The sequence below is a fragment of the Pseudomonas chaetocerotis genome (genome assembly GCF_015712105.2).
Classification (GTDB): Bacteria; Pseudomonadota; Gammaproteobacteria; order Pseudomonadales; family Pseudomonadaceae; genus Aquipseudomonas; species Aquipseudomonas chaetocerotis.
In genome coordinates this window covers 1-20,669 of the sequence record NZ_JACFYX020000007.1, presented here as the reverse complement: position 1 = coordinate 20,669, position 20,669 = coordinate 1, and the positions used below count along the sequence as shown (strand labels likewise).

The 20,669-nt window shown below is 62.0% G+C and carries 25 protein-coding genes and 1 pseudogene; 25 read left to right on the top strand and 1 reads right to left on the bottom strand.

Annotated features, from left to right (window positions below):
- Positions 1-310 precede the first annotated feature (310 nt).
- The 18 genes from H3221_RS13460 to H3221_RS13375 all read left to right on the top strand — a co-directional run bounded on the left by H3221_RS13460 (position 311) and on the right by H3221_RS13375 (position 12,596).
- Positions 311-679 carry a RusA family crossover junction endodeoxyribonuclease gene (locus tag H3221_RS13460; protein WP_196474953.1) on the top strand — a complete coding sequence of 123 codons (369 nt, stop codon included), beginning with the start codon at positions 311-313 and terminating at the stop codon, positions 677-679.
- A complete protein-coding gene (locus H3221_RS13455; protein WP_196474952.1) occupies positions 676-987 on the top strand; it encodes a hypothetical protein in 312 nt (103 codons plus the stop codon). Before H3221_RS13460 ends, H3221_RS13455 begins: the two co-directional genes overlap by 4 nt.
- A 10-nt stretch (positions 988-997) precedes the next feature.
- Positions 998-1,549 carry a hypothetical protein gene (locus tag H3221_RS13450; RefSeq protein WP_196474951.1) on the top strand — a complete coding sequence of 184 codons (552 nt, stop codon included), beginning with the start codon at positions 998-1,000 and terminating at the stop codon, positions 1,547-1,549.
- Positions 1,546-2,073, top strand: coding sequence for an HNH endonuclease (locus H3221_RS13445; protein ID WP_196474950.1), 528 nt, complete (start codon positions 1,546-1,548; stop codon positions 2,071-2,073). Before H3221_RS13450 ends, H3221_RS13445 begins: the two co-directional genes overlap by 4 nt.
- Before the next feature lie 256 nt (positions 2,074-2,329).
- Positions 2,330-2,683: a putative holin gene (locus H3221_RS13440; protein WP_196474949.1), complete on the top strand. Its 354-nt coding sequence runs from the start codon at positions 2,330-2,332 to the stop codon at positions 2,681-2,683.
- Between the two features lie 2 nt (positions 2,684-2,685).
- Entirely contained in the window at positions 2,686-3,051 is a 366-nt protein-coding gene (locus H3221_RS13435) for a phage holin family protein (RefSeq protein ID WP_196474948.1), read from the top strand.
- Between the two features lie 104 nt (positions 3,052-3,155).
- Complete coding sequence (locus tag H3221_RS13430; RefSeq protein ID WP_196474947.1) at positions 3,156-3,665, top strand: DUF1441 family protein; 510 nt, start codon at positions 3,156-3,158, stop codon at positions 3,663-3,665.
- Positions 3,655-5,763 (top strand): phage terminase large subunit family protein, encoded by a 2,109-nt coding sequence (locus H3221_RS13425; RefSeq protein WP_196474946.1) that lies wholly within the window; start codon positions 3,655-3,657, stop codon positions 5,761-5,763. Before H3221_RS13430 ends, H3221_RS13425 begins: the two co-directional genes overlap by 11 nt.
- Entirely contained in the window at positions 5,763-5,996 is a 234-nt protein-coding gene (locus tag H3221_RS13420) for a hypothetical protein (protein ID WP_196474945.1), read from the top strand. Before H3221_RS13425 ends, H3221_RS13420 begins: the two co-directional genes overlap by 1 nt.
- Positions 5,996-7,453, top strand: a complete 1,458-nt coding sequence (locus tag H3221_RS13415) for a phage portal protein (RefSeq protein ID WP_196474944.1) — start codon at positions 5,996-5,998, stop codon at positions 7,451-7,453. Before H3221_RS13420 ends, H3221_RS13415 begins: the two co-directional genes overlap by 1 nt.
- A 48-nt stretch (positions 7,454-7,501) precedes the next feature.
- The gene (locus H3221_RS13410; protein ID WP_196474943.1) at positions 7,502-8,872 is read left to right on the top strand and encodes a S49 family peptidase; all 1,371 of its coding nucleotides are present in this window, start codon (positions 7,502-7,504) and stop codon (positions 8,870-8,872) included.
- Positions 8,873-8,877: 5 nt separating this feature from the next.
- Positions 8,878-9,234, top strand: coding sequence for a head decoration protein (locus tag H3221_RS13405; RefSeq protein WP_196474942.1), 357 nt, complete (start codon positions 8,878-8,880; stop codon positions 9,232-9,234).
- A 27-nt stretch (positions 9,235-9,261) separates the two neighbouring features.
- Positions 9,262-10,254, top strand: coding sequence for a major capsid protein (locus H3221_RS13400; protein ID WP_196474941.1), 993 nt, complete (start codon positions 9,262-9,264; stop codon positions 10,252-10,254).
- The gene (locus H3221_RS13395; RefSeq protein ID WP_196474940.1) at positions 10,254-10,586 is read left to right on the top strand and encodes a hypothetical protein; all 333 of its coding nucleotides are present in this window, start codon (positions 10,254-10,256) and stop codon (positions 10,584-10,586) included. The genes H3221_RS13400 and H3221_RS13395 overlap by 1 nt, the downstream gene beginning before the upstream one ends.
- The gene (locus tag H3221_RS13390; RefSeq protein WP_196474939.1) at positions 10,583-11,200 is read left to right on the top strand and encodes a phage tail protein; all 618 of its coding nucleotides are present in this window, start codon (positions 10,583-10,585) and stop codon (positions 11,198-11,200) included. Before H3221_RS13395 ends, H3221_RS13390 begins: the two co-directional genes overlap by 4 nt.
- On the top strand, positions 11,197-11,661 hold the full coding sequence (locus tag H3221_RS13385; RefSeq protein ID WP_196474938.1) for a hypothetical protein: 465 nt from the start codon (positions 11,197-11,199) through the stop codon (positions 11,659-11,661). Before H3221_RS13390 ends, H3221_RS13385 begins: the two co-directional genes overlap by 4 nt.
- 4 nt (positions 11,662-11,665) lie before the next feature.
- Positions 11,666-11,860 (top strand): DUF7210 family protein, encoded by a 195-nt coding sequence (locus H3221_RS13380; RefSeq protein WP_196474937.1) that lies wholly within the window; start codon positions 11,666-11,668, stop codon positions 11,858-11,860.
- Positions 11,853-12,596 (top strand): phage tail tube protein, encoded by a 744-nt coding sequence (locus H3221_RS13375; protein ID WP_196474936.1) that lies wholly within the window; start codon positions 11,853-11,855, stop codon positions 12,594-12,596. Before H3221_RS13380 ends, H3221_RS13375 begins: the two co-directional genes overlap by 8 nt.
- A gap of 347 nt (positions 12,597-12,943) precedes the next feature.
- Here the strand turns inward: H3221_RS13375 and H3221_RS13370 are convergent, their stop codons facing one another.
- Positions 12,944-13,360 (bottom strand): Arc family DNA-binding protein, encoded by a 417-nt coding sequence (locus H3221_RS13370; RefSeq protein ID WP_196474935.1) that lies wholly within the window; start codon positions 13,358-13,360, stop codon positions 12,944-12,946.
- Positions 13,361-13,426: 66 nt separating this feature from the next.
- Between H3221_RS13370 and H3221_RS13365 the strand changes: the two genes are divergently transcribed.
- The 7 genes and pseudogenes from H3221_RS13365 to H3221_RS13335 form a co-directional block, all read left to right on the top strand.
- Positions 13,427-13,567, top strand: a complete 141-nt coding sequence (locus H3221_RS13365) for an Arc family DNA-binding protein (protein ID WP_196474934.1) — start codon at positions 13,427-13,429, stop codon at positions 13,565-13,567.
- A gap of 76 nt (positions 13,568-13,643) precedes the next feature.
- Positions 13,644-14,423 (top strand): BRO-N domain-containing protein, encoded by a 780-nt coding sequence (locus tag H3221_RS13360; protein WP_196474933.1) that lies wholly within the window; start codon positions 13,644-13,646, stop codon positions 14,421-14,423.
- The gene (locus H3221_RS13355; protein WP_196474932.1) at positions 14,420-15,229 is read left to right on the top strand and encodes a KilA-N domain-containing protein; all 810 of its coding nucleotides are present in this window, start codon (positions 14,420-14,422) and stop codon (positions 15,227-15,229) included. Before H3221_RS13360 ends, H3221_RS13355 begins: the two co-directional genes overlap by 4 nt.
- 476 nt (positions 15,230-15,705) lie before the next feature.
- A complete protein-coding gene (locus tag H3221_RS13350) occupies positions 15,706-16,053 on the top strand; it encodes a hypothetical protein (RefSeq protein ID WP_196474931.1) in 348 nt (115 codons plus the stop codon).
- Positions 16,054-16,154: 101 nt separating this feature from the next.
- Entirely contained in the window at positions 16,155-19,304 is a 3,150-nt protein-coding gene (locus tag H3221_RS13345; RefSeq protein ID WP_196474930.1) for a tape measure protein, read from the top strand.
- A 39-nt stretch (positions 19,305-19,343) separates the two neighbouring features.
- Positions 19,344-19,856 carry a hypothetical protein gene (locus H3221_RS13340; protein ID WP_196474929.1) on the top strand — a complete coding sequence of 171 codons (513 nt, stop codon included), beginning with the start codon at positions 19,344-19,346 and terminating at the stop codon, positions 19,854-19,856.
- A gap of 3 nt (positions 19,857-19,859) precedes the next feature.
- Positions 19,860-20,669 (top strand): annotated as a pseudogene (locus H3221_RS13335) (hypothetical protein); the annotation flags it as partial.

The following is a 20,669-nucleotide window of genomic DNA, read 5'->3' as shown; positions in this document are numbered from 1 at the left end:
AATTGGGAGCAGCGCCAGTAATGGCGGGCGCTACAGCCGAAAACAGTATTTCTACGTGGGGAGGGTGAAGAATGGCCTGTGACCGCTGCTTTATGACCCAAGGCCGTGAGGGAGAGAAAGGATCGTGGTGCACCACCTGCGGCGTGAAAGTGTTTGAGGTTGATGAGCGTCAATGCGGCCAGTGCCTGCACTACAGCTCTCACGGCAGGACGGGCATCTGCCGCCGGCATTTGATGTGGGTAAGCCCCGAGATGCATGTGACTTACAAGGCTGTGGAGGGGAGCTGCCACACCCCTATCGAGGTGCAGGCATGACCTGCCAGCAGATCCTTCTGCCCTGGCCAGCCAAGGCGCTGAGCCCGAACGCGCGCGGCCACTGGTCGCAGAAGAGCAGGGCGGCGAAGGCCTACCGGATGCAGTGCTTCCTGTTTGCCAAGAAGGCGGGCTTGGTCGCTCCGGCCGGTCGCATCCTGCTGCAACTGGAGTTCCTGCCGCCGACTGCGCGCCGTCGTGACGATGACAATCTGCTGGCGTCTTTCAAGGCAGGCCGCGATGGCCTGGCTGATGCGCTGGGTATCGATGACAGCCTGTTCGTCAGCCAGGTGCAGATCGGCGAGGTTCACCCTGGCGGCGCGGTGCGGGTGACGCTCTCGCCGTTTCAGTCAGGCGCGCAGCAGTGAAGGCGCGTCTGATGCCGCTGGAGCGCTGCGAGGTGTGCCGGGGCGCTGGCCGCATCCGGGGCATCTTCCATCTGATGGAGTGCGCCGGCTGCAACGGTGGGGGCTTCGTGAGGCCGGACGGCGCCGCGCTGGAGTATCCCGAGTTGGTCGAGCAGTTGCGGCTGCGCCTGGCCATGTCGGGCGATGAGCGCAAGCGGATGCAGCGCGCTCTGCAGCAGGCCGGCTTGATGCCGGAGCAGGGCGCGGCGGTGGGTTATCAAGGCAATAACAGGAAGGGCGCCGGCGGGGCGCACTTCACCGGGGATTGAGGGGAAGGGCATGGTTTATTCGAGCGTATTGAGTGCAGTGGTGTCGGCCCTGGCGGCTGAGTGCAAGGACAGCACGTCTCGCCAGGCCTGGCAGAAGCTTATCGACCTGGACACGGCGATGGTGGGGCGGGGCGGCGTGCCTGACCGCGACCTGATCGACTGCTGGGTGTTCGCCCGCCTGCATAGCGAGTTGATCCCGCGGCACTGGCACGCGCTGGCGGCCCGGTATGGCACGCACAAGGGGCGCAAGGTGAGCGCCATCAGTGCGCTGGCCCCGCTGATCGCCTCACCAGCGCCGAAGCTGTTCGTCTATAAGGCCGTGACAGCTTGGGCCATCCCGCCGCTCAAGGGCGCAGACGGCAAGCGGTCGTCAGATATGATCGTGTTGCCGGCCTCGTTCTACGATATGAACACTTGGGATCTGGCGGCCAATCCTGAGTCGACTCGACGCCGTTGGAGAAGAGGCGTTTGTTCTGTTCTGGATGAGATGGTTGGCGAGGCGCTTAATGCTGCAGAGCAAATACTGATCGCCGAGGGCGTACTTATTGGGAGGGCTGCATGAGGCTGTCACAAGCCAGGATAAAGGAGGTGCTGCGATACAGCCCAATCGTAGGTGTATTTGAGTGGCGTGTAGCTGGGCGGCGAATCAGGCCCGGCCTCTTAGCTGGAGGTCCGATTGGTGACGGATACATCGGAATCACAGTGGATGGGAACCGCTATCCAGTTCATGTGCTGGCCTGGCTGTATATGACCGGTGAAATGCCATCTGTATTGATCGATCACATTGACGGGGATAAATCGAACAATGCATTTGGCAATCTCCGGCTGGCGACTCACTCTCAGAACTCTTGCAACGCCAAAGTAAATGCCGCCAACAAGTCGGGCGTAAAAGGGGTCTTCTATATGAAGTCATCAGGAAAGTGGAGGGCGCGCCTCAGGAAGGCCGGCGCGGTAGTGTTCGATAAATGCTTCGACTCCATTGAAGAGGCTCAGGATGCGATTACTGCTGCTCGTTCAGTTGTTCATGGCGAGTTTGCCAACCACGGTCTCCATGGTTATCTCTCTGAGGATATTGACAGCGAGTGATCAAGTGATCATTATTTATCCCATCCTGTCGATCTTGCGCGTTCAGGATTGAGAATCCCGAAAGCCCGGCCATTGCGCTGGGCTTTTTCGTTTCCGCTTCGCGCCAAGCCACTATTTGGGCATTTTGATGCCTTTAATCGTTGGTTGTGGCTGCTTATTCGGCAATCTGATGCCGATTTACTCTGATGCTCCGCGGCGGCTTCCCTAGCCCGTCGCTCTGCCCGCCATGTGCGGGCTTTTTATTTTGGAGGCGTGTATGGCTGAGCCAAGCACTGCGACTGTGGTGGCAGTGAGTGCTGCCGGCGCCGGTTTGGCTGGTGTCCTCGCTGGAATCAACGGTGATGCAGCTGTCGGCGCTCTTTGCGGGGCGGTCATCTTCTTCATCGCCGCCAGCGAGTTCGCTGTGCGCACGCGACTGGTGCTCTTTCTGATCTCTTTCATCATGGGCTATCTGTTTGCTCCCGCAGTAGCAAAGGCAAAGATCGAATGGCTCGGCGTTGGGCCGATCGATCTGCCAGGCCCAGCGGCATTCATGGCTTCGGCAATGGTCGTGACTGTCACCCTTGCAGCGATCCGCAGCCGAAGTCGATCGGCGCCGACTGGGGGCTGATCATGCTCAACATCATCGTCATCGTTCTTTGTGTCTCGATCTTCGTCCGCTTGTTTACCTACCAGCGTGAGGGGGCGAGGTTCAGCCGCATGAAGTCAGGTTTGGCGGCCATGGCCATGGTCTGCTGTGGCTCTGCAGTCATCCATATCGCTACTGGTGAACTGGTTGTCCCGACAGAGGCGTGGCCTCTAGTTGCGCTTCTTGCTTTTCTGGCTGCGGCCACTATGCGCTGCGGTGGAAATATCGCTGCAGTGTTGCGCGGGCCTGATGCGTGGGATGGTCGCCGGGATCGGCGTGATGCCACTGCGCGCAGTTCTGGTGCGCCAGGGACCCTGGGCACCCCCCGGCCCCCACGGGGAAGGCGTTGAGCCGCGCGGTAGCCGACAATTTTTCATTTTTCTAATGCTCCACCACACCCCCTAAGCGCGCGCGGTTATAAGCCGCGCCGTTGTTGGGCTGCGTAGGAGTCAACATGGTTGCGACCCTTGTACATTCCGGGGCGCGATTGTGGTCCATCAATGCACTAGCTGAGGAGTTCGGCATTGACCGCCGAACCGTCAAGAAGCGACTGGAGGGTATCCCGTCATCTGGTGAGGTGAATGGTCATCCGGCCTGGCGTCTGCGTGACGTAGCTATCGCTGTGATGGGGCCGCAAGCCGCCAGCTCCACTCTTGGCTTCGAGCCAGACGACTTAGCGCCAAAGGATCGTCTCGACCACTACCGAGCCGAGCGTGAAAAGATCAAGTGGGAGGCTGAGCAGCGCCTCAGCATTCCGGCGCCAGAGGTTGAGCAGGTAGTGGCGACGGCCTTCAAGGCTTTGTCGCAAGGCCTGGACACCCTGCCTGACGTACTTGAGAACGATTGCGCCCTGGGCGCTGAAGAGGTTGAGCGCGTGATCGTCGTGGTCGATGGCGTGCGCGAAGCGCTCTACCAGCAACTGCTTGATGTCTGCGGATCGATGGATGACAGCGATGCACGTTAATCCTGCAGACATCATCCGCAACACGGCCGAGCTGATCCGTCCGCCGCGCCGGATATCGGTAAGCGCTGCTGCTGAAGACTATCTGAAGCTGAACGAGCCGGGCGGCTATCAGGGCGACTTCACACTTGATGTCGCGCCCTACATGCGCGAGCCGATGGACTTGCTGTCCAGCCGGCGATTCGAGGGTGTTGTTTTCGTCGGCCCGGCCCGTTCTCTGAAGACGCAGGCGCTGGTCGATGGCGGCTTGGCCTACACCGTGACCAGCGACCCAGGCGATGCGCTGTTGGTGCAAATGAGCCAGGAAGCGGCGCGCGACTTCTCGCGCACCCGTATTGATCGCGCAATTCGTTACAGCCCGGAACTGAACGCCCGCATGGCGCGCGGTCGCTCAGACGACAACATCCATGACAAGTTCTTCAAGAACGGCATGGTTCTCAAGATCGGTTGGCCGGCAGTTTCGCAACTGTCGTCGAAGTCGATCCGCTGGGTGTGGATCACCGACTATGACCGCATCCCTGACGATATCGACGGCGAGGGTGACGTCTGGTCGCTGGGGCGCAAGAGGACGCAGACCTACAAGTCGCGCGGCATGTGCTGCGCGGAGTCTTCGCCTGGCCGAGAAATCACCGAGCCAGCCTGGCGCAAGGTAACGCCACACGAGGCACCGCCCTGCACAGGGATCATCGGGCTGTACAACATGGGCGACCGCCGCCGCTGGTACTGGCAGTGTCCGAGCTGTCACGAGTACAGCGAGCCAGAGCCCGGCATCGGCTGCTTTGCGCTGCCATCTTTCGACGAGCTCAAGGAGAGCATTCGCGGTGCGGATCTGGTCAAGCTGGCCGCCCGGAGCGCCTTCTACGCCTGCCCGCACTGCGGTGAACTGATTCAGGAGAAGCACAAGCGCGGCATGAACCGCTCAGGTCGCTGGGTGATTGAGGGCCAGCGCATCGATACGGCTGGCCAGATCCACGGCGAAGCCAGAGAAAGCAAGATCGCCAGCTTCTGGCTCGGCGGCATGGCGGCAGCCTTCCAGAGTTGGCAATCGATCTGTCTGAACTACCTGCAGGGCGTGCATGCCTACGTCACGACCGGCGACGAAGAGAAGCTCAAGACCACCACCAACCTCGACCAAGGCGCACCCTACATGCCGCAGCGCGCTGAGTCGGTGCGCTCTGCTGATGTGCTGATCAATCGCCGCGAAGAGGTGATCAAGCACCAGGTGCCAGAGGGCGTCCGCTTCATGGTCGCTGCTGTCGACGTGCAGGCAGGTGGCAAGCCGCGTTTCGTGGTGCAGGTGCATGGTTACGGCCAGCACGGTGAAGAATGGCTGATTGATCGCTACAACATCCGCCAGAGCCGGCGCGTGAATGACGACGGAGAGCAACTGCAGCTTGATCCTGCGGCCTACCTTGAGGACTGGGAGCTGCTCACCACGGACGTGATGCAGAAAGCCTACCCGCTGTCCGACGGCAGCGGCCGAGCCATGTTGCCGGCGCTGGTGGTATGCGACTCAGGCGGCAAGGCCGGCGTAACCGAGAAGGCCTACGACTACTACCGCAAGCTGAAGCGCAAGGGCATGCATCGGCAGCTCATGCTGATCAAGGGTGGCAGCCAGGCTAACGCGCCGCGTATTCGTGAGAGCTACCCGGACAGCAACCGAAAAGATCGCAAGGCCAAGGCCCGAGGGGAAATCCCCGTCTGGCTGCTGAACACCAACCAGCTCAAGGATGCCGTCAACGCCGCGCTGCAGCGTGAGACGCCAGGGCCAGGTTTCGTGCATCTGCCAGAGTGGCTCGGCGAATGGTGGTTCGAAGAACTGACCTTCGAGGTTCGTACCCAGCGTGGCTGGGACAAGCCCGGCAAAGGCGCGAACGAAGCGTTTGACCTGTTCTGCTATGCCAGGGCCGGCGCAATCAAGCTGGGGCTGGAGGAGATCGACTGGTCAAGGCCGAAGCCTTTTGCTCGAGCCTGGCAAGAGAATCCGCATGTGCATCAGGTCGCTGAGGTTGCAGTTGTGCAGCCAAAGCCGGTCGAGCCACCCAACCAACCAATCAAGAAAGCCGCCACCCGGCGGGTACGCATGCAGGTGAATCGCTGATGGCCTACACACAGTCCGATCTCGAGAAGGTCGAGAGAGCCATTATCGATCTCGCGGCAGGTGAGCGTGTAGTTGAGGTGCAATTCGGCTCCGGCGAGTCAACCAGGTATGACGGTAGCGTTGGGCTGATGCAGTTGGTCAACTTGCGCGACCGCATCCGTGGCGAGATCGCAGCAAGCCAGAATGGCAAGCGCATGCGCGGCTACCGCCTAAACCACCGGAGGGGCTTGTGATGGACTTCGAGACCCTCAACAGCCGAGGCTTTGTGATTGACGGCATGCCGCTGGCGCAGGCCAGCTACGATGCCGCCAGCCAGGGCCGCCGACTGAAAGGCTGGGCGCCTGGCACTGCAGGGCCAACGCGCTCTGTCGTTGGTCAGCTCAGCACCGTGCGCGCCCGGTCGCGTGACGCTGCTCGCAACAATGGCTGGATCGCCAACGGCATCGGCAACTGGGTAGGCAACGAAGTCGGCACTGGCATCAAGCCGCGCAGCAAGGCCAAGGACAAAGCGTTTGCTGCAGCCGCCAATGCCCTGTGGGAAGAGGAGTTCGCCAAAGCCGCCGACCATGACGGTGTGCTGGACGTATACGGGCTGATGGCCCTGGCCGTGCGCTCGCGTAAGGAGGCCGGTGAAGTATTCGTGCGCATCCACCACATGCCGCTGGATGCTGACCTGCCGGTGCCGCTGCAGTTCCAGCTGATCGAGGCCGACCAGTGCCCGCACAGCCACAACGAGCTGCGCGCGGATTACGAGGTCATCGCCGGCATCGAGTTTGCCAAAGGCAAGCGCACGCACTACTGGATGTACCCGCGTCACCCGGGCGAGCAAGGCGTCGGCAACACGCAGCTTGTGCCCATCGCCGCCCGCGACATCATCCACCACTTCGCACCGCTGCGGCCTGGCCAGGTGCGCGGCATGGCTGAAACCGTGCAGGCCCTGGTCAAGGCTCGCGACTTCGACGAATACGACGACGCAGAGCTGACCCGCAAGAAAACGCGAGCCAACTACACCGGCGCTATCAAGCGCCAGGGCTACGACGAAGAAGACTTCAAGTTTGATCCGTTCACCGGCGACCCGATTGACTCCAGCAGCGGCGTGCCAGTCGTCAGCCTGGAGCCGGGCACCTTCCCGGCGTTGCTGCCGGGCGAAGAGATCCAGTTGTTCGACGGTGATCAAGGCGGCGGCTACGGCGACTTCATGCGACAGCAACTGATGGGCGTCGCCGCGGCGCTGGGCATTCCCTACGAACTGCTGTCGGGGGACATGCGCAACGTAAATGACCGCATCCTGCGAGCGCTGCTCAACGAGTACCGCCGTCGCATCGAGCAGTACCAGTGGCTGTACACCATTCCGCAGCTCTGTCAGCGGATGTGGGAGGCGTTCATTGATGCTGCTGTGCTGGCTGGCCGCCTGCGCGCGCCGGACTACGCAACGCGCCGCCGTGAATACCTGGCCTGCGACTGGCGCCCGCAAGCCTGGCGCTACCTGCACCCAGTGCAGGACGCCCAGGGCGAGCTGATGTTGATCAAGGGCGGCCTGAGTTCCCGTGCCGACGCCGCCGCCGAGCGCGGCTACGACGTCGAGGAGATCGACCAGAAGAACCAGGCGGATGCAGCAAGGGCCAAGGAGCTTGGCCTCAGCTACAGCCACGACCCGGTACCGGACCAATCGTTGCGAGACGAGCAGTAAACCTTCCAGGCCCGCCAAGTGCGGGCCTTCTTATTTCTGGAGCACACCATGCCCAAACCGACCAACATTCTGGCGCGGCTGTTCAGCCGCGGCCAAGGTGGCCCGCTGGTGCCGCAAATCTACTCCCGCGTCATCAACCGCCCGCTGCTGGTCGAGCCAGGTATGGCAGAGGCCTTGATCGAAGGGTGGCTGCGGGGTGGCCTTGATGCCGGCGAAGGCGGCCAGCCGCGTCATGTGATGGAGAAGGTCGGCCATGTTGCCGTGCTGGAAGTCTCCGGCCCGCTGGTATCGCGCGAAGTCGAGCCGACCCTGTGCGGCGCCACGCCGGTCAGTTACGAAGGGTTGATGCTCGCCTTCGATGACCTCGAAGCGGACGCCAATATCACCCACGTCGTCCTGCGCTTGGAGACGCCCGGCGGTGAAGCCGCTCAGCTGTTCGACCTGACTGACCGCATGGCACAGCTGCGCACCAGCAAAACTCTGATTGCCATGGTCGACGACTACGCCTACTCGGGCGGCTACGGCCTGGCCGCTGCCTGCTCTGAAATCTGGCTGACCCGCACTGGCGGTGTAGGCAGCGTCGGTGTGGTGATCGGTCATCGCGACGTATCAGAGAAGAACGCCAAGGAAGGCGTGAAGTGGACCTACATCCACTCCGGCGCCATGAAGGTCGCCGGCAACCCCAACGAGCCGCTTTCGGATGCTGCTCGCACCTTCATGCAGAGCGAGTCCGACCGCCTCTACGAGATGTTCACCACTAGCGTCGCAACCTATCGCGGCCTGAGTGTTGAGGCGGTCAAGGCCACCGAGGCATCTCTGTTGTTCGGGCAGAACGCCATTGATGCCGGAATGGCCGACCACCTGGGCACCTTCCGCGAGCTGATGGCGGAACTGCAGGGCGGTACCTACACCCGCAAGCGCACGGTCGCCGCCATGCCCGAGGTCGTCGAGCAGGAGCAGCCAGTGCTTCAGCCTGAAGACGAAGAGCTTGAGCAGGCGCCGGAGGATGAAGAGCAGCCACAAGCAGGCACCACCGCTCCATTGGCCCAGAACCTGCCTGCCGCGCCGGTCGATGAGCCTGCGTTGGATGCTGGCGATCTGGCCGAGCGCTGCATGGCCAGCGGCCTTACTGCCTTCACCGCCACCGCCATTCGTGAACGCTGGTCTGCCACCAAGCTGGCGGCCATGGCCGACCAGGCCAGCGAAATTCGCAACCTCTGCACCGCAGCAGGCATGCCGCAGCTTGCCGCCGGCTACATCAATGCCGCCACTGGCGTCGAGGTGGTGCGGCAGGAACTGGCGTCGCGCCTGAGCAAGGGGCCGCAACTGAGCAACCGCCAGCCGGCGGGCAATCCACGTGAGGCCAAGGGCCGCACTTCCAACTATGCGTCCGTCTACGCGCGGCGCAACGCGAGGTAATTCACATGAGCGTCAAGACCGAAACCCGCCGCGCCGGCGACTTCATCCTCTCCGAAGCCAACGGCACGCTGTCGCGCGAGAACGGCGTAATCGCCCTTGGCACCCTGGTGCCCGGCACCGTGCTCGGCAAGATCACCGCCAGCGGCAAATACGTCGAGCTGGATCCGGATGCAACCGACGGCAGCGAAGACGCCGCCGGCGTGCTCTATGGCCATGCCAGCGGCACCGACGTGCCGGCTGTTGTGGTCAAGCGTTTGGCCGAAGTGCGCGCCGACATGCTCGTCTGGCCCACCGGCATTTCCACCCCAAATCAAACCGCTGCGCTTCTGGCCCTGGCCGGCAGCCACGTCGTAGCGCGCTAAGCGCTGCCCGCCACCAAGGAGAAAGCTATGCATCTCGATATCTTCAACGATGACGCCTTCAGCGTTTCCAGCCTGACCGCCGCCATCAACGAGCAGCCGCATCAGCCCGGCCGTATCGGCGCCCTCGGACTGTTCCAGGAAGAGGGCGTTACCACTACCTCCGTGACCATCGAGTACAACCAGGGCGGTTTGAGCCTGGTGCCGGTCGGTGAGCGCGGCAAGCCGGTGAGCCCGCAAGAGCGCGACCAGCGCAACCTGCGCTCGTTCGTTGTGCCGCACCTGAAAAAGGATGACACCCTGCTGGCTGATGCCATCCAGAACCTGCGCGCCTTCGGCAGTGAGACCGATGTCGAAACTGTGCAGAACGTCGTCAACCAGCGCCTGGGCCGCATGAACCGCGACCTGGATGCCACCATCGAGTTCCACCGCGTCGGCGCCATCAAGGGCCTGATCCTCGATGCCGATGGCAGCTCGGTGATCTACGACCTGTACGACGAGTTTGGCATTGTCCAGGAAGAGGTCAGCCTCGCCCTGGGCAACGCCGCCACCAACGTGCGCAACAAGATCCTCGAGGCGGTGCGTAAGTCCGAGGACAAACTCGGCGCTACCGTAGTCAGCGGTTACCGCATCTTCTTCGGTCGTGCCCTGTTCGATGCCTTCACCGGCCACGCCAAAGTCGAGAAAGCCTGGGAGCGCTGGAACGAAGGCGAAATGCTGCGCAATGACCCGCGCGGCGGCTTCATGTTCGGCGGTGCCTTCTGTGAGGAGTACCGCGGCAAGGTCGGCACCCAAGCCTTCATCGGCGACAACGAGGCCTACCTCGTACCCGAAGGCGTGGCGGACCTGTTCATCACTCGCTTCGCCCCGGCGGACTACATGGAAACCGCCAACACCCTCGGCCTGCCGAAGTATGCCAAGCAGGAAATGCTGCGCATGAATCGCGGTGTCGAGTTCGAAGCGCAGTCCAACCCGCTCAACCTCTGCACCCGTCCGGGCGCCATCATCAAGCTGACCGCCTGATGAACCGGCATCAACTCAAGGCCAGGGCCGCTCGGGCGATCTTCCAGCGCATGCGCGAGGAGAACTGCTCGGGCGAGCCTGTGCTGGGCAGCTATCAGGATGCCAGCCGCCAGCCAGTCACAGGCCTTGAGTTGATCATCCTGCGCGACATCGAGCGCGTTGGGCCAGACGGTGTGCTGGTGGTCGACCAAGTGCAGATCAGCGTGCTGGCGTGCCAACTTGATCGGGTGCGCCGCGACGGCATCTTCACCAGCGGCAACAACCGCTGGAAGGTGCTGGCGCCGGTGCGCAATGACGGCGTCATCGTCACTGCAGCGGTCACGCCGGAATGAGCGGGGTCAAGGTCAAGCTCACCGGCGGGCGTGAGGCTGTCGAGCGCCTTGGCGCCATTCCGGAGAAATCCAAGGCCGTGCTGGTCATGGCCCTGAACGACACCGTGGAAACGCTCCGCGCGCAGTTCCTGCGCGAGATTGGCAGTGATGTGAACATCAAGCGCAATCTCCTGCGCGAGCGGGTGCGGATCACCCGAGCAACACGCGGCAGGCTGGTTGCCAGGCTGTGGGCAGTCAAGCGCGGCCTGGTGCTGAGTCACTTCCCACATAAGCAGATGTGGACCAAGGGCAAGAACGGCAAGCGCAAACGCGCCGGTGTGCGTGTCAATGTGGGCGGCACCGCCAAGGTGCTCAAGAACGCCTTCATCGTCAGCACGCTGGGGTCTGGCAGCACCAAAGGCCTGATCTTCATTCGCTACGGCCCGAAGCGCACAGCAGCCGAGCGTAAAGGGCAGGGCGCTTATGGTGCCGACTTGCTGCAGCAACGCATCCGCGCGCTGTACGGCCCATCGCCGTCGCAGATCCTCGAAACACGCAAACCGGACTTTCAGGCAGAAGGCCAACGCATCCTGGTGGATGAAGTTGAGCGCCAACTGAAGCGAGCAGCCCTGTGACCAACCCGCTCAACATCGCCGATCAGGCTCTGATCGATCGGCTGGGCACCATCGTGCCCGCCAACGGCTACCTCACCGACATCGGCACCCGCGTGCATGAGAAGTGGATCGGCTCGCTGCTAGATGATGAAAACCTCGTCTATCCCTGCCTGACGGTCATCCCCGACGAGTGCCCACCGCCCCTGAAGGGCGCTGGCGCCTGGCGCTTCAACCAGGGCCGCAAGATCGTTGCCTTGGTCAAGCCGAGCGACACCAACAGTTGCCTGGAGCAGCTCAACGACATCACCGCCGACCTCGCGCGCTGCCTGCACGTGGAGGACGGCGTACCCAACCCGTGGGGGCCGCAAGGCCCGCGAAACGTGGTCATCAAGACCATCAACCAGTTCCTGCCGGATCAAGAAGTGCCGGTCGGCACCGTGTCCATCCCCGTGCTGATGCACGTCGTACTCCCCGGAGAATGAAGCCATGACCACCAAGAAAGCCACCAAGGCCGAAACCAACAAGCCGGATCTGGTCGAGGTCACCCTCGCCAAGCCGCACACCCATGGCCGCCAGCGCCTGCAGGCCGGCGCCAAGATCGAGGTAACCGCCCAACAGAAAGCCTGGCTGGAAAAGCAGGGCGTAGTTGGCGGCCAGCAGGAGGAAGTGAGCAATGGCTGATCTCCGTGGCGCGTTCCTCGGCGCCGGTAAGCAATACATCGAGGATCTCGACGACCCGAAGGGCCTGATCTTCATCGGTAACTGCAACAGCCTCAACTACGAGGCTCAGGTTCAGGACATCGAAGAGCAGGACTACACCACCCCTGGCGGCGGGCTGGACGCATCGGTGCAGCGTATTCAATCGCTGACCGTCTCCTACAACGCGCGTCACTTCAAGGCCGCCAACATGGCCCGTGCCATGTTCGGCAGCGCCGCCGACGTAGCCGCCGGCACCGTGACCGCTGAACCGCACACCGCCTACCCCGGTGCGCTGCTGATGCTGGCCAACCCCGGGGCAACCAACGTGGTGATCACCCCAGAAGCAGGCGGCGCGGCGCTGGTTCTGGACACCGACTACACCCTCGACCCGGCCGGCTTCCCGGTCATCACCGAGGGTGGCGTGGTCACCGATGCTGGCCTCGACGTTGAGGTGGACTATTCGTTCGCCAAGCACGCCACCATCCAGGCGCTGGTACGCTCGGGCAAGCGTTACCGCCACGTGTTTGTTGGCCTCAACGAAGCGCGCAGCGGCAAACCGGTGGTGATCGAGTGCTACCGCGTCAACCACTCGCCGGCCAGTCTCAGCTTTATCGGCGACGAGTTCCAGGGCATGGAGTTCACCGCCAAGGTGGAGAAGGATGCCACTAAGGTCGGCACCGGCTTGTCGCAGTACATGGTGATCAAGGACGTGGAGTGATCTTGCCTGGCCAGGGATGGCCGTTAGAGCAACGCATCATGAACAGCCAGTTTGGCTGGCTATTCCCGGTACCATCGCGGTACCGGCCCAAAAAGCAAAACCCCCGGAGCTGGCCGGCTCGCGGGGGTTTTTGTTTCAACCCCATGAGATGGCATGAGGAGAAAGTGATTGGATGATAACCGATCAAGAGTAGAGATTCATCCGAAGGAGGGCCTGAAGATGGATTTGGTCACAGACCGTTGGATTCGTATCTGCATCGGCGCATCGCTGCTGATGGTCGCGTTTGGCGGCCTGCTACTGGCCGCCACGCCGCTGGTTAAAGTGCTGGTTGGGTAGCCGGGTTTCGTCTAGTTCTTCTTCGGCTTGGTTTGGCGCTCTACCCAAACGTCTTGGTCCACGCCAAGCGGGCGGGGGCCGCTTTTCTTCGGTGGCACGGATGCTGGCTCTTGTAGCCGCTCCGCCATCTTCGCCTTGGCCCACGCGATCTGCTCTTCGGTGGGCGGCTCGCGCAAGATTTCAAGCATCTCCTGGAACAGCGAGAACTGCTTTTTGATATCCGAGACTTCCTGGCGAATGGTGGGGTCGCTCGTTTCGTCCGGCTGAAGATTCGCCGCTAGGTCAACGAAAGCGTTCGGGTCGAAGCTGGCTTCTAGGCGTGCGACCAGCTCAGCATTAACTGATCTGTGATTCGCGTCAGCAGAAGCTTTCAGCTTCTCGTACAAGGGGTGCGGAAGTCTGAATTGAGAGCGGTATATTTCGTCCATGTCACTAGCTTGACACTACGGTTAGTGGTTCGTATAGTGACACCAAGTCACTAAAAGGGGGGTTTCATGAAACAGGTTGCGCGCACCCAAGTTCGCATTCCCGTTGACCTCATGGATTGGCTGAAGCAGCAGGCGCAAGAGCACAACCGATCCATGAACAGTGAGCTGGTTCAGCTCATATCGGAAATGAAGAAGAAAGCAGCATAGGTAAAAACGAAGAAGCCCCGGCGAGGTGAGAGTCGCCAGGGCTTCGGATGTGAAAACATTGGAAGGAGTTCACGAGATGAATACTACCGCAATTGACGCTGTTGGCAATGTCCAAGAACAGACAGCCCAGGTGTTCCAGTTCAAACAGCAGCAAGACGTGCGCGCGGTCATGATTGATGGCGAGCCTTGGTTCTATGCAATGGACGTTTGCAGCGCCGTTGGGTTGAGCGACACGAACAAGGCATTGCTTGGCTTGGATGACGACGAAAAACGTGAACACGAACAGTATTCGGGTTCAGGACGGAAGCCTCTGCTGATCAATGAATCCGGGCTTTATTCCTTAATCTTGCGCAGTCGCAAGCCGGAGGCCAAAGCCTTCAAGAAGTGGGTGACTGCCGAGGTTCTACCAGCGATCCGCAAGTACGGCATGTACCTGCACGCGCCGGCCATGCGCCCGGCTCTTACCAAAGAGCAATGGCGCCAGATCGACATGAAGATTCACATGATGACGGCCAGCTGGGCTTTCGGTAACCACTCCAAGAACTGGATTTACAACCACATGCGCGTGGCGTTCCAGGTGGCTCGGTTCGAGGATGTGCCGGCCGATCAGTTCGACGTTGTGATGCAGATGATCAACAGCAAGTACAGCGCTTGCTCCGACTTCACGGATGCGCTGATGCAACTGCGCGACTGGTTCGAAAAAGAGGTCTTGGGTGGCGGCCACCCTTGGACGCCAACGATTAAGGCCAAGCTGACCAAGCAGCTCAAGCGCCAGGTGATCCTGCCGCCGAAGACGGACTGGCTGGCGCTGGCGAAGATGGTGGATGACGCCGCCGAGGGGAGGACTGCCGCATGAGCGCGCTCACCATCGCCGGTATCGAGATTCACCAGGATCAGGATGGGCGCTTCAGCCTGAACGATTTTCACCGGGCGGCTGGTGGCGAGGATCGGCACAGCCCGTGGCGCTGGACAAGGACAGACGGTTATCAGGGCCTCATGGAAGTGCTAACACCAGAAATGGAGTTTGCTCCGGCGCGGGTTAGAAAGGGTGGAGTCGCGCCTGGAACCTACGCCTGCAAGGAGTTGGTGTACGCCTATGCGATGTGGATATCGCCGGTGTTCAGCCTGCACGTGATCCGCACCTTCGACGCGGTCGCTGCCAACGACAACGCGATACCGCAGGATCGGCGCCTGCTGGTGGCCGCTGACAACCTGGATGCGGCCAAACGCATTGCCGAGAGCTTCGGGCTGGAGGGCAATCAGGCACTGCTGAGCGCGAACAGCATGGTGCGCTCAACAATCGGCGTCGATTTGTTGCAGCTGGCGGGTGTGCCTGGCTTGGTCAATGAAGCCCAGGAGCTTAACTACACGCCCACCGAGCTGGGCGCCAAGTTCGGCATGAGCGCGCGCGAGATGAACACCTTGCTGGCCAAGTGCGGGCTGCAACGAAACTTCGAATATTCGAAGGGCAAGCGACGCTGGGAGCTACTACCGGACGGCAAAGACTTCGCGGTAATCGTGGACACAGCCAAGAAGCATGGCGACGGCAAACCTGTGCAGCAGATCCTATGGAAGGAGTCTGTGCTTGAGCTGTTGAGGCGCCTGGCCACCCAGCTGCAGGCCGGGCTGTCCAAGGTGATCGCGAAGGGGCCTGATTCGTAGATTCAAAGGCCGCTCGCTGAACCCGGCCCGCGCCGGGTTTCAGTGCTGGCGCTGATCGGCTAGAGTCCCTTCCATACCCAAAGGGAGGGAGACCTGATGTTGAGATTTTTGTTTCTTGTTCTGGCCGCTACCATGATGGCCGGATGTGGAAAGCCTGAATTCACATGCAGTGAGTCTCGCGCATATGGTGCCGCTCAGAGGATCATCGAGCGCCACCTTAAGTCTCCGGCATCTGCCAAGTTCCCATTGTCGAGCGCCTCTTCTGTAAAGATCAGTCCGCTTGGCAAGTGCAAATATAGAGTCGAGAGTTATGTTGACTCGCAGAACTCTTTTGGCGCGATTATTCGGACGCCATTCTCTATAACCGTCGAGGGTGTCCCGGCTAAGGATGAGTGGCAGGGATCTGCACTATCGATGTAACCAGTACCTGTTTTTTGAACCCGCTACGGCGGGTTTTTTATTACCTGGAGAAACACATGAGCGATGCATCTGGAAAGGCGGTGGTAACAGTCGGAAAGGGTGATGCTGCCTTTGATGTGGTGGTGTCCGAGCTGACGGTTGCCCAGATGCGCCAGGTGATCATGAGTAACCCATGGCCGGGTGACGGCGCGTCAGAGGAAGACCTGGTGCACTACCAGTTGGACAACTACCTGTTTGAAGACTGCCGCCTGTGCGACCTGTCTGTTATTGCCGGCCTCGACAAGGCCAAGCTGAGCAGCCTGACGGCAAGCGAGCTGCGCAAGATTCTGGCCAAGGCAAAGGAGCTGAACCCGGATTTTTTCGCCGCAGTGGGGCGCATGCGAGCGGCCCGCGCGAGTTCCTGAGCGAGCTTGAGAGCTGTATCGCTGCCCTGTGCCGGCTCGGCCACCCCAACGTTCTTGATTACCCGTGGCGCTTGTTCAAGCGCTGCTTGAAGGAGTAGCCCATGACTGAAGTCGAGCTGAGGCTGACGGCGGATACGGCCGACGCAACCAGCGCAGTGGGCGGGTTCCGCAAGGAATACCAGGAGCTGGTAAAAGCCATCCAGAAGCCGCTGCGGCAGATTGATGCGCTGCAGAAGACCGCCGAGAACGCCAAGGTAGCCAGCTCGGCCTACTTCGATGCGAAGCGCCGCGTTGACGAACTGAAGCGTGCCATTGAGCAGGCCGGCCAGCCGGTGCGCGATCTCGACCGCGCCTACAGTCAGGCGCAGCGCACGCTGGCCAGTGCCACGCGCGAGTTTGACCGGCAGAAAGCCAAGGTGCGCGAGCAGCGCGCCGAGCTTAAGGCGGCCGGCGTGGACGTGCGCAACCTGGCTACCGAACAGCAGCGCCTGCAGGCCACGCTTGTGGGGGCGATGGGTAAGGGTCAGGCTGACGCCGCCGTCACTCGGGCTCTCGATACCTTTGGCATCAACCGCCTGCGGGCGCTGCGTGAGCAACTGGTCACGCTGCGCAGCGACTATCAGCGGCTTTCCCAGTCCGGCCAGATGGCCGCAACTGAGCGTATCGCGGCAGAGAATCGCTACCAGGCCGCGCTGAACCGCACCCAGCAACAGATCCGCGAACTGACCTCAGCGGATGGCGAGGCGGGTGGCGGTGGAATCGCTGCCATCACCGCGCGCATTGCGGCGATCACCGCCGCCGCCTACAGCCTGCAGCGCGTTGCTGGCTTCTATTTCAACGCCGCCGACGCGATGGGCGAACTCGAAGACCGCATGCGCAACGCGCTGCCAGTGCAAGAGCAGTACGAGCGCGCCCAGGCACGCCTTGAGGATGTATCGCGCCGCGTGCGCATTCCCATCGCTCAAGTGAGCGAGTTGTTCCTGCGCTCGGTTGGCCCGCTTCAAGAGCTTGGCTTCTCCGCGGCCCAAACCACTGACCTGGTTGGCGCCCTGTCTGCCGGCCTTGTCGCAAACAGCGTGAAGGGCGAGCAGGCTGCGGCGGTTATCAACCAGTTCACCAAGGGCCTGCAGACTGGCGTCATTCGTGGTGATGCCTTTAACGCCGTGCTGGAGAACTCGCCGGCGCTGATTGATGCCCTACAAAAGGGCTTGGGTGTTACCCGCGCCGAACTGATTCGGATGGCGAACGCCGGCGAGTTGACAGCCGATAGGGTTGTTACCGCTTTCGCATCGCAAGCTGATGCACTGCTCGGCCTCGCCGACGCAATGCGGGTAACCGGTGCCGATGCTGCTGGGACCTTCTCGCAATCGATCGACAAGCTAATTGGTTCGATCGACAAGATTACAGGCGCTTCCGCAGCTGCTACCGAGCAACTCGACAAGGTATCCGATGCAATTAATGACATTGCTGACGGCAAGAAGCAGCGCGCCCTGGAACTGCTCGGTAATGCGCTGATCGCTGGAGGGCGGGGGCTTGGCACGCTGCTGCCAGGTGCTCGGGCGCTGGCCGATGTTGCGGATGGTTATCGACAGTTCAGCGATGATTCGGCAGCGGCGCTGGAAGACCTGACAGATGCCGAAGGGCTCGCCCGTACTGATGCGGAGCGCATTGAAGAGCAGCGCCTTGCCGACTTCCGCGCCTATGCGGGTGAGTTCGGCAAAGAGCAGGAGAGGCTTACCAACGCCTTCAAGACCGCCGTCAATGATCAGGTGGCCGCCCAGAATCGGGCAAACGCCAAGCTGAAGAAGGCGCAGGACGCCCAGCTTGAGACGTCAAAACGCTACCGTGAGGCGCTTCAGAAACTGGGCGCCGGTTCTGCTGGGCCTGACAGCTTCAGCAATGCATCGTCGCTTCGCGTTGCTGCTCGCCAGGCTTTGCAGGCTGGTGATGCGGAGAAAGCCAAGAAGCTGGCGCAGCAGTCGCTGGATATGCTGATGAAGCTGGCTGAAGCTGGCGAGAACACCTACGGCTTCGAGGGCTTCATCAAGGGCCTGCAAGGCATCGAAGAGGCTGCAGACAAGGCAATCCTCGCCAGCGCAGAAGCTGCTAGAAAGGCCGAGATCGAGAAAGTCAGAGAGCTCAAGAAAGAGCTCGAAGACCTGAAGAACTTCAAGCTGACGCCGAACATTGACGACGACGCTCTGGCCAAGGAAGCCGAGAAGATGAAGCGCTGGGCGGCAATGATCGGCGAGTCGTTCGTCATCCGCCCGCGCACCACGGCAGGCGCTGATACCGGTACCGGTGAATGGCGCGCACCAATGGTGCTACCAGGAGCTGGCGCCACTGGCTCCAGTGCAGTTCCGGTGAGCGCCCCCGTAAAGCCAAGCGGGATTGTGCAGGACGCTGCCACCGAAGCAGCTCTGCCACCGGTCAATGCGCCGATCAAACCTGCCGGCATCCGCCAGGATGGCGCCAATAGCTGGACAAACCTGCCGGCTGCCGAGGTAGCCATCACGCCGAAAGGTGTTCGGCAGGATGGCGTGAACAGCTTCACCAACCTTCCCGTTGTCGAAGTTGATGTGCTGCCGAAAGGCATCCGCAAGGATGGCCAGAACAGCTTTACCAACCTGCCGGTTGATGCGGACATCGTTGTTCAAAGCGTGTCCGCCCCGGAAGGCGAGATGCCTGTTGTGCCGGCGCTGCTGCGTCCTGTAGGCCCTGCGCCAGATGTACCGCCTGTGCCAGTCGAAAGCGTGGTTGATGAGGTGTCCAAGGCTGGCGTGCTTCAGGAGTTTGGCGCCTTCATCGACCAGCTCCGCAAGTCATCTATTGTGCCGATCACTCTGTCAATGGGGCAGCCGCCATCAGCTGGCGCTGTTCCGGGCTTCGCCGGCGGCGGTTACACCGGCCCAGGTGGCCGGCTGGAACCTGCAGGCGTGGTGCACCGCGGTGAGGTGGTGTGGTCGCAGCTGGACGTTGCCCGTGCGGGCGGTGTTGCGGTGGTCGAGGCCATGCGGCGCGGTCTGCGCGGCTACGACATGGGCGGCATCGTTGCGCCGCGCGCTATGCCCTCCATCCCTTCGCTGGCCCCAGCGCTGCAGGAGCAACTCGCCGGCCCCGTGTTCCCCGACTTGGGGCGCGTGGTATTCGAGGCTGGTGGTCAGGAGACCACGCTGTATGCATCGGCGCAGGACGCACTGAATCTCAGACGCCTGGCCTTGAAGTTCAGCGGCAGCAGCCGCCGCAAATAGCCCGCCCCGCGCGTGCTTCGTTCTATCTGGAGCCCATGAATGTCTCTACCACGGATCATGCTCGGCGGTGTCGAGCTCGTGCTGCACTCGGGCGCGCCAGTCGAAACGCTGGAGCCGCTCGGCGCGGGTAGCAACGTGCTGCGCATGAGTGACGGCGCGGGCGTGAAGCAAACGCACTGGACGAAGATGCAGGGCACCATCAGCGGCCAGGGCTGGATGCCGCCTGGGTTGGCTGGGCTGGATTACAGCCTGCCGCTGGAGCTACGCAGCACGAAGGTTGAGGCCATTGGCGGTACCGGCCTGGTCTACACGCTCACCAGCACACCCCGTACGGACTTCGCACCGTGGGGCCTGGCCCTGGTTGGCCGTGACTGGGTGCGCACCACCTGCAGCGTTGCCGCCGGCGTTGCCACGCTCACCGCTGTTGCTGGCGCCACGCAGTACCGCGCCTGCTGGTTGCCGGTGTTCTCGGTGTTCTGCGAGCGCCCCAGCGAGAACCAGGATTCATCCGGCAATACCCACAGTTGGCAAACCACCTGGCAAGAGGCCTAACCCATGCTGATCGGAGCTCAGCCGCTGGCCAGCGGCCCGCTTGCTGTCGCCCTGGGTTCGACCTACGACCCTGTATACGTGGTGCGCGGCCAGGCGTTCAATTGGCGTGTGCGTCTGCTGGTGGATGGGGTTGACCTCACCAGCCAGGTAACCGGCATGATCGACGTCGACCTCGAGGAGGGCGCCGCCGGCGTCGGGGGCTTCGTGCTTTATCTGCCGCCAGGGCCCGTGGTACCGGATGACTGGAAGGGCAAGCCGGTGCTGATCGACTTCATCAGTCGCAATCGCGACGGCGTGATTACTGAACAGCGGCTGTTCACCGGCAAAATCGAAATGCCCGAGTGGGACCCAACCTGGCGCCTGCTGGCGTGCGATTGCAGCGACCAGCTGCAGCAGCGCGTTGAAGGCATGACCATCGAGGCCATCGACGCGCTGACCGGCGGCCATTGGTCCGCCGATCTGTTCGAGCCGGTGACCGGCCGCAGTCGCTGGGATTATGCGCAGGAGCGCATGGAGAGCCGGGCGGCCAGCCTGGATTGCTCACCGACCGGGCAGGTGCGCGTGACCAACTGGGCAGCCGCTGCAGCGCCGCACTTCGTGTTCGGCCCTGGCACCACCCTGTTCGAGAGTGTGCAGATTGACCTGCAACCGCTCGGCGCAGCCACCAATCGCCTCGAGATCGACGCCGGCTACCGCTTCCCCCGACTCTGGCAGCACATCCAGGGCTTCGGCTGGACGCACCCGGAGGCCAGCAGCGTTGGCATTCCTGGCTTCTGCCAATGGCGGGTATGGACCAGCGACCTGCCCACCACC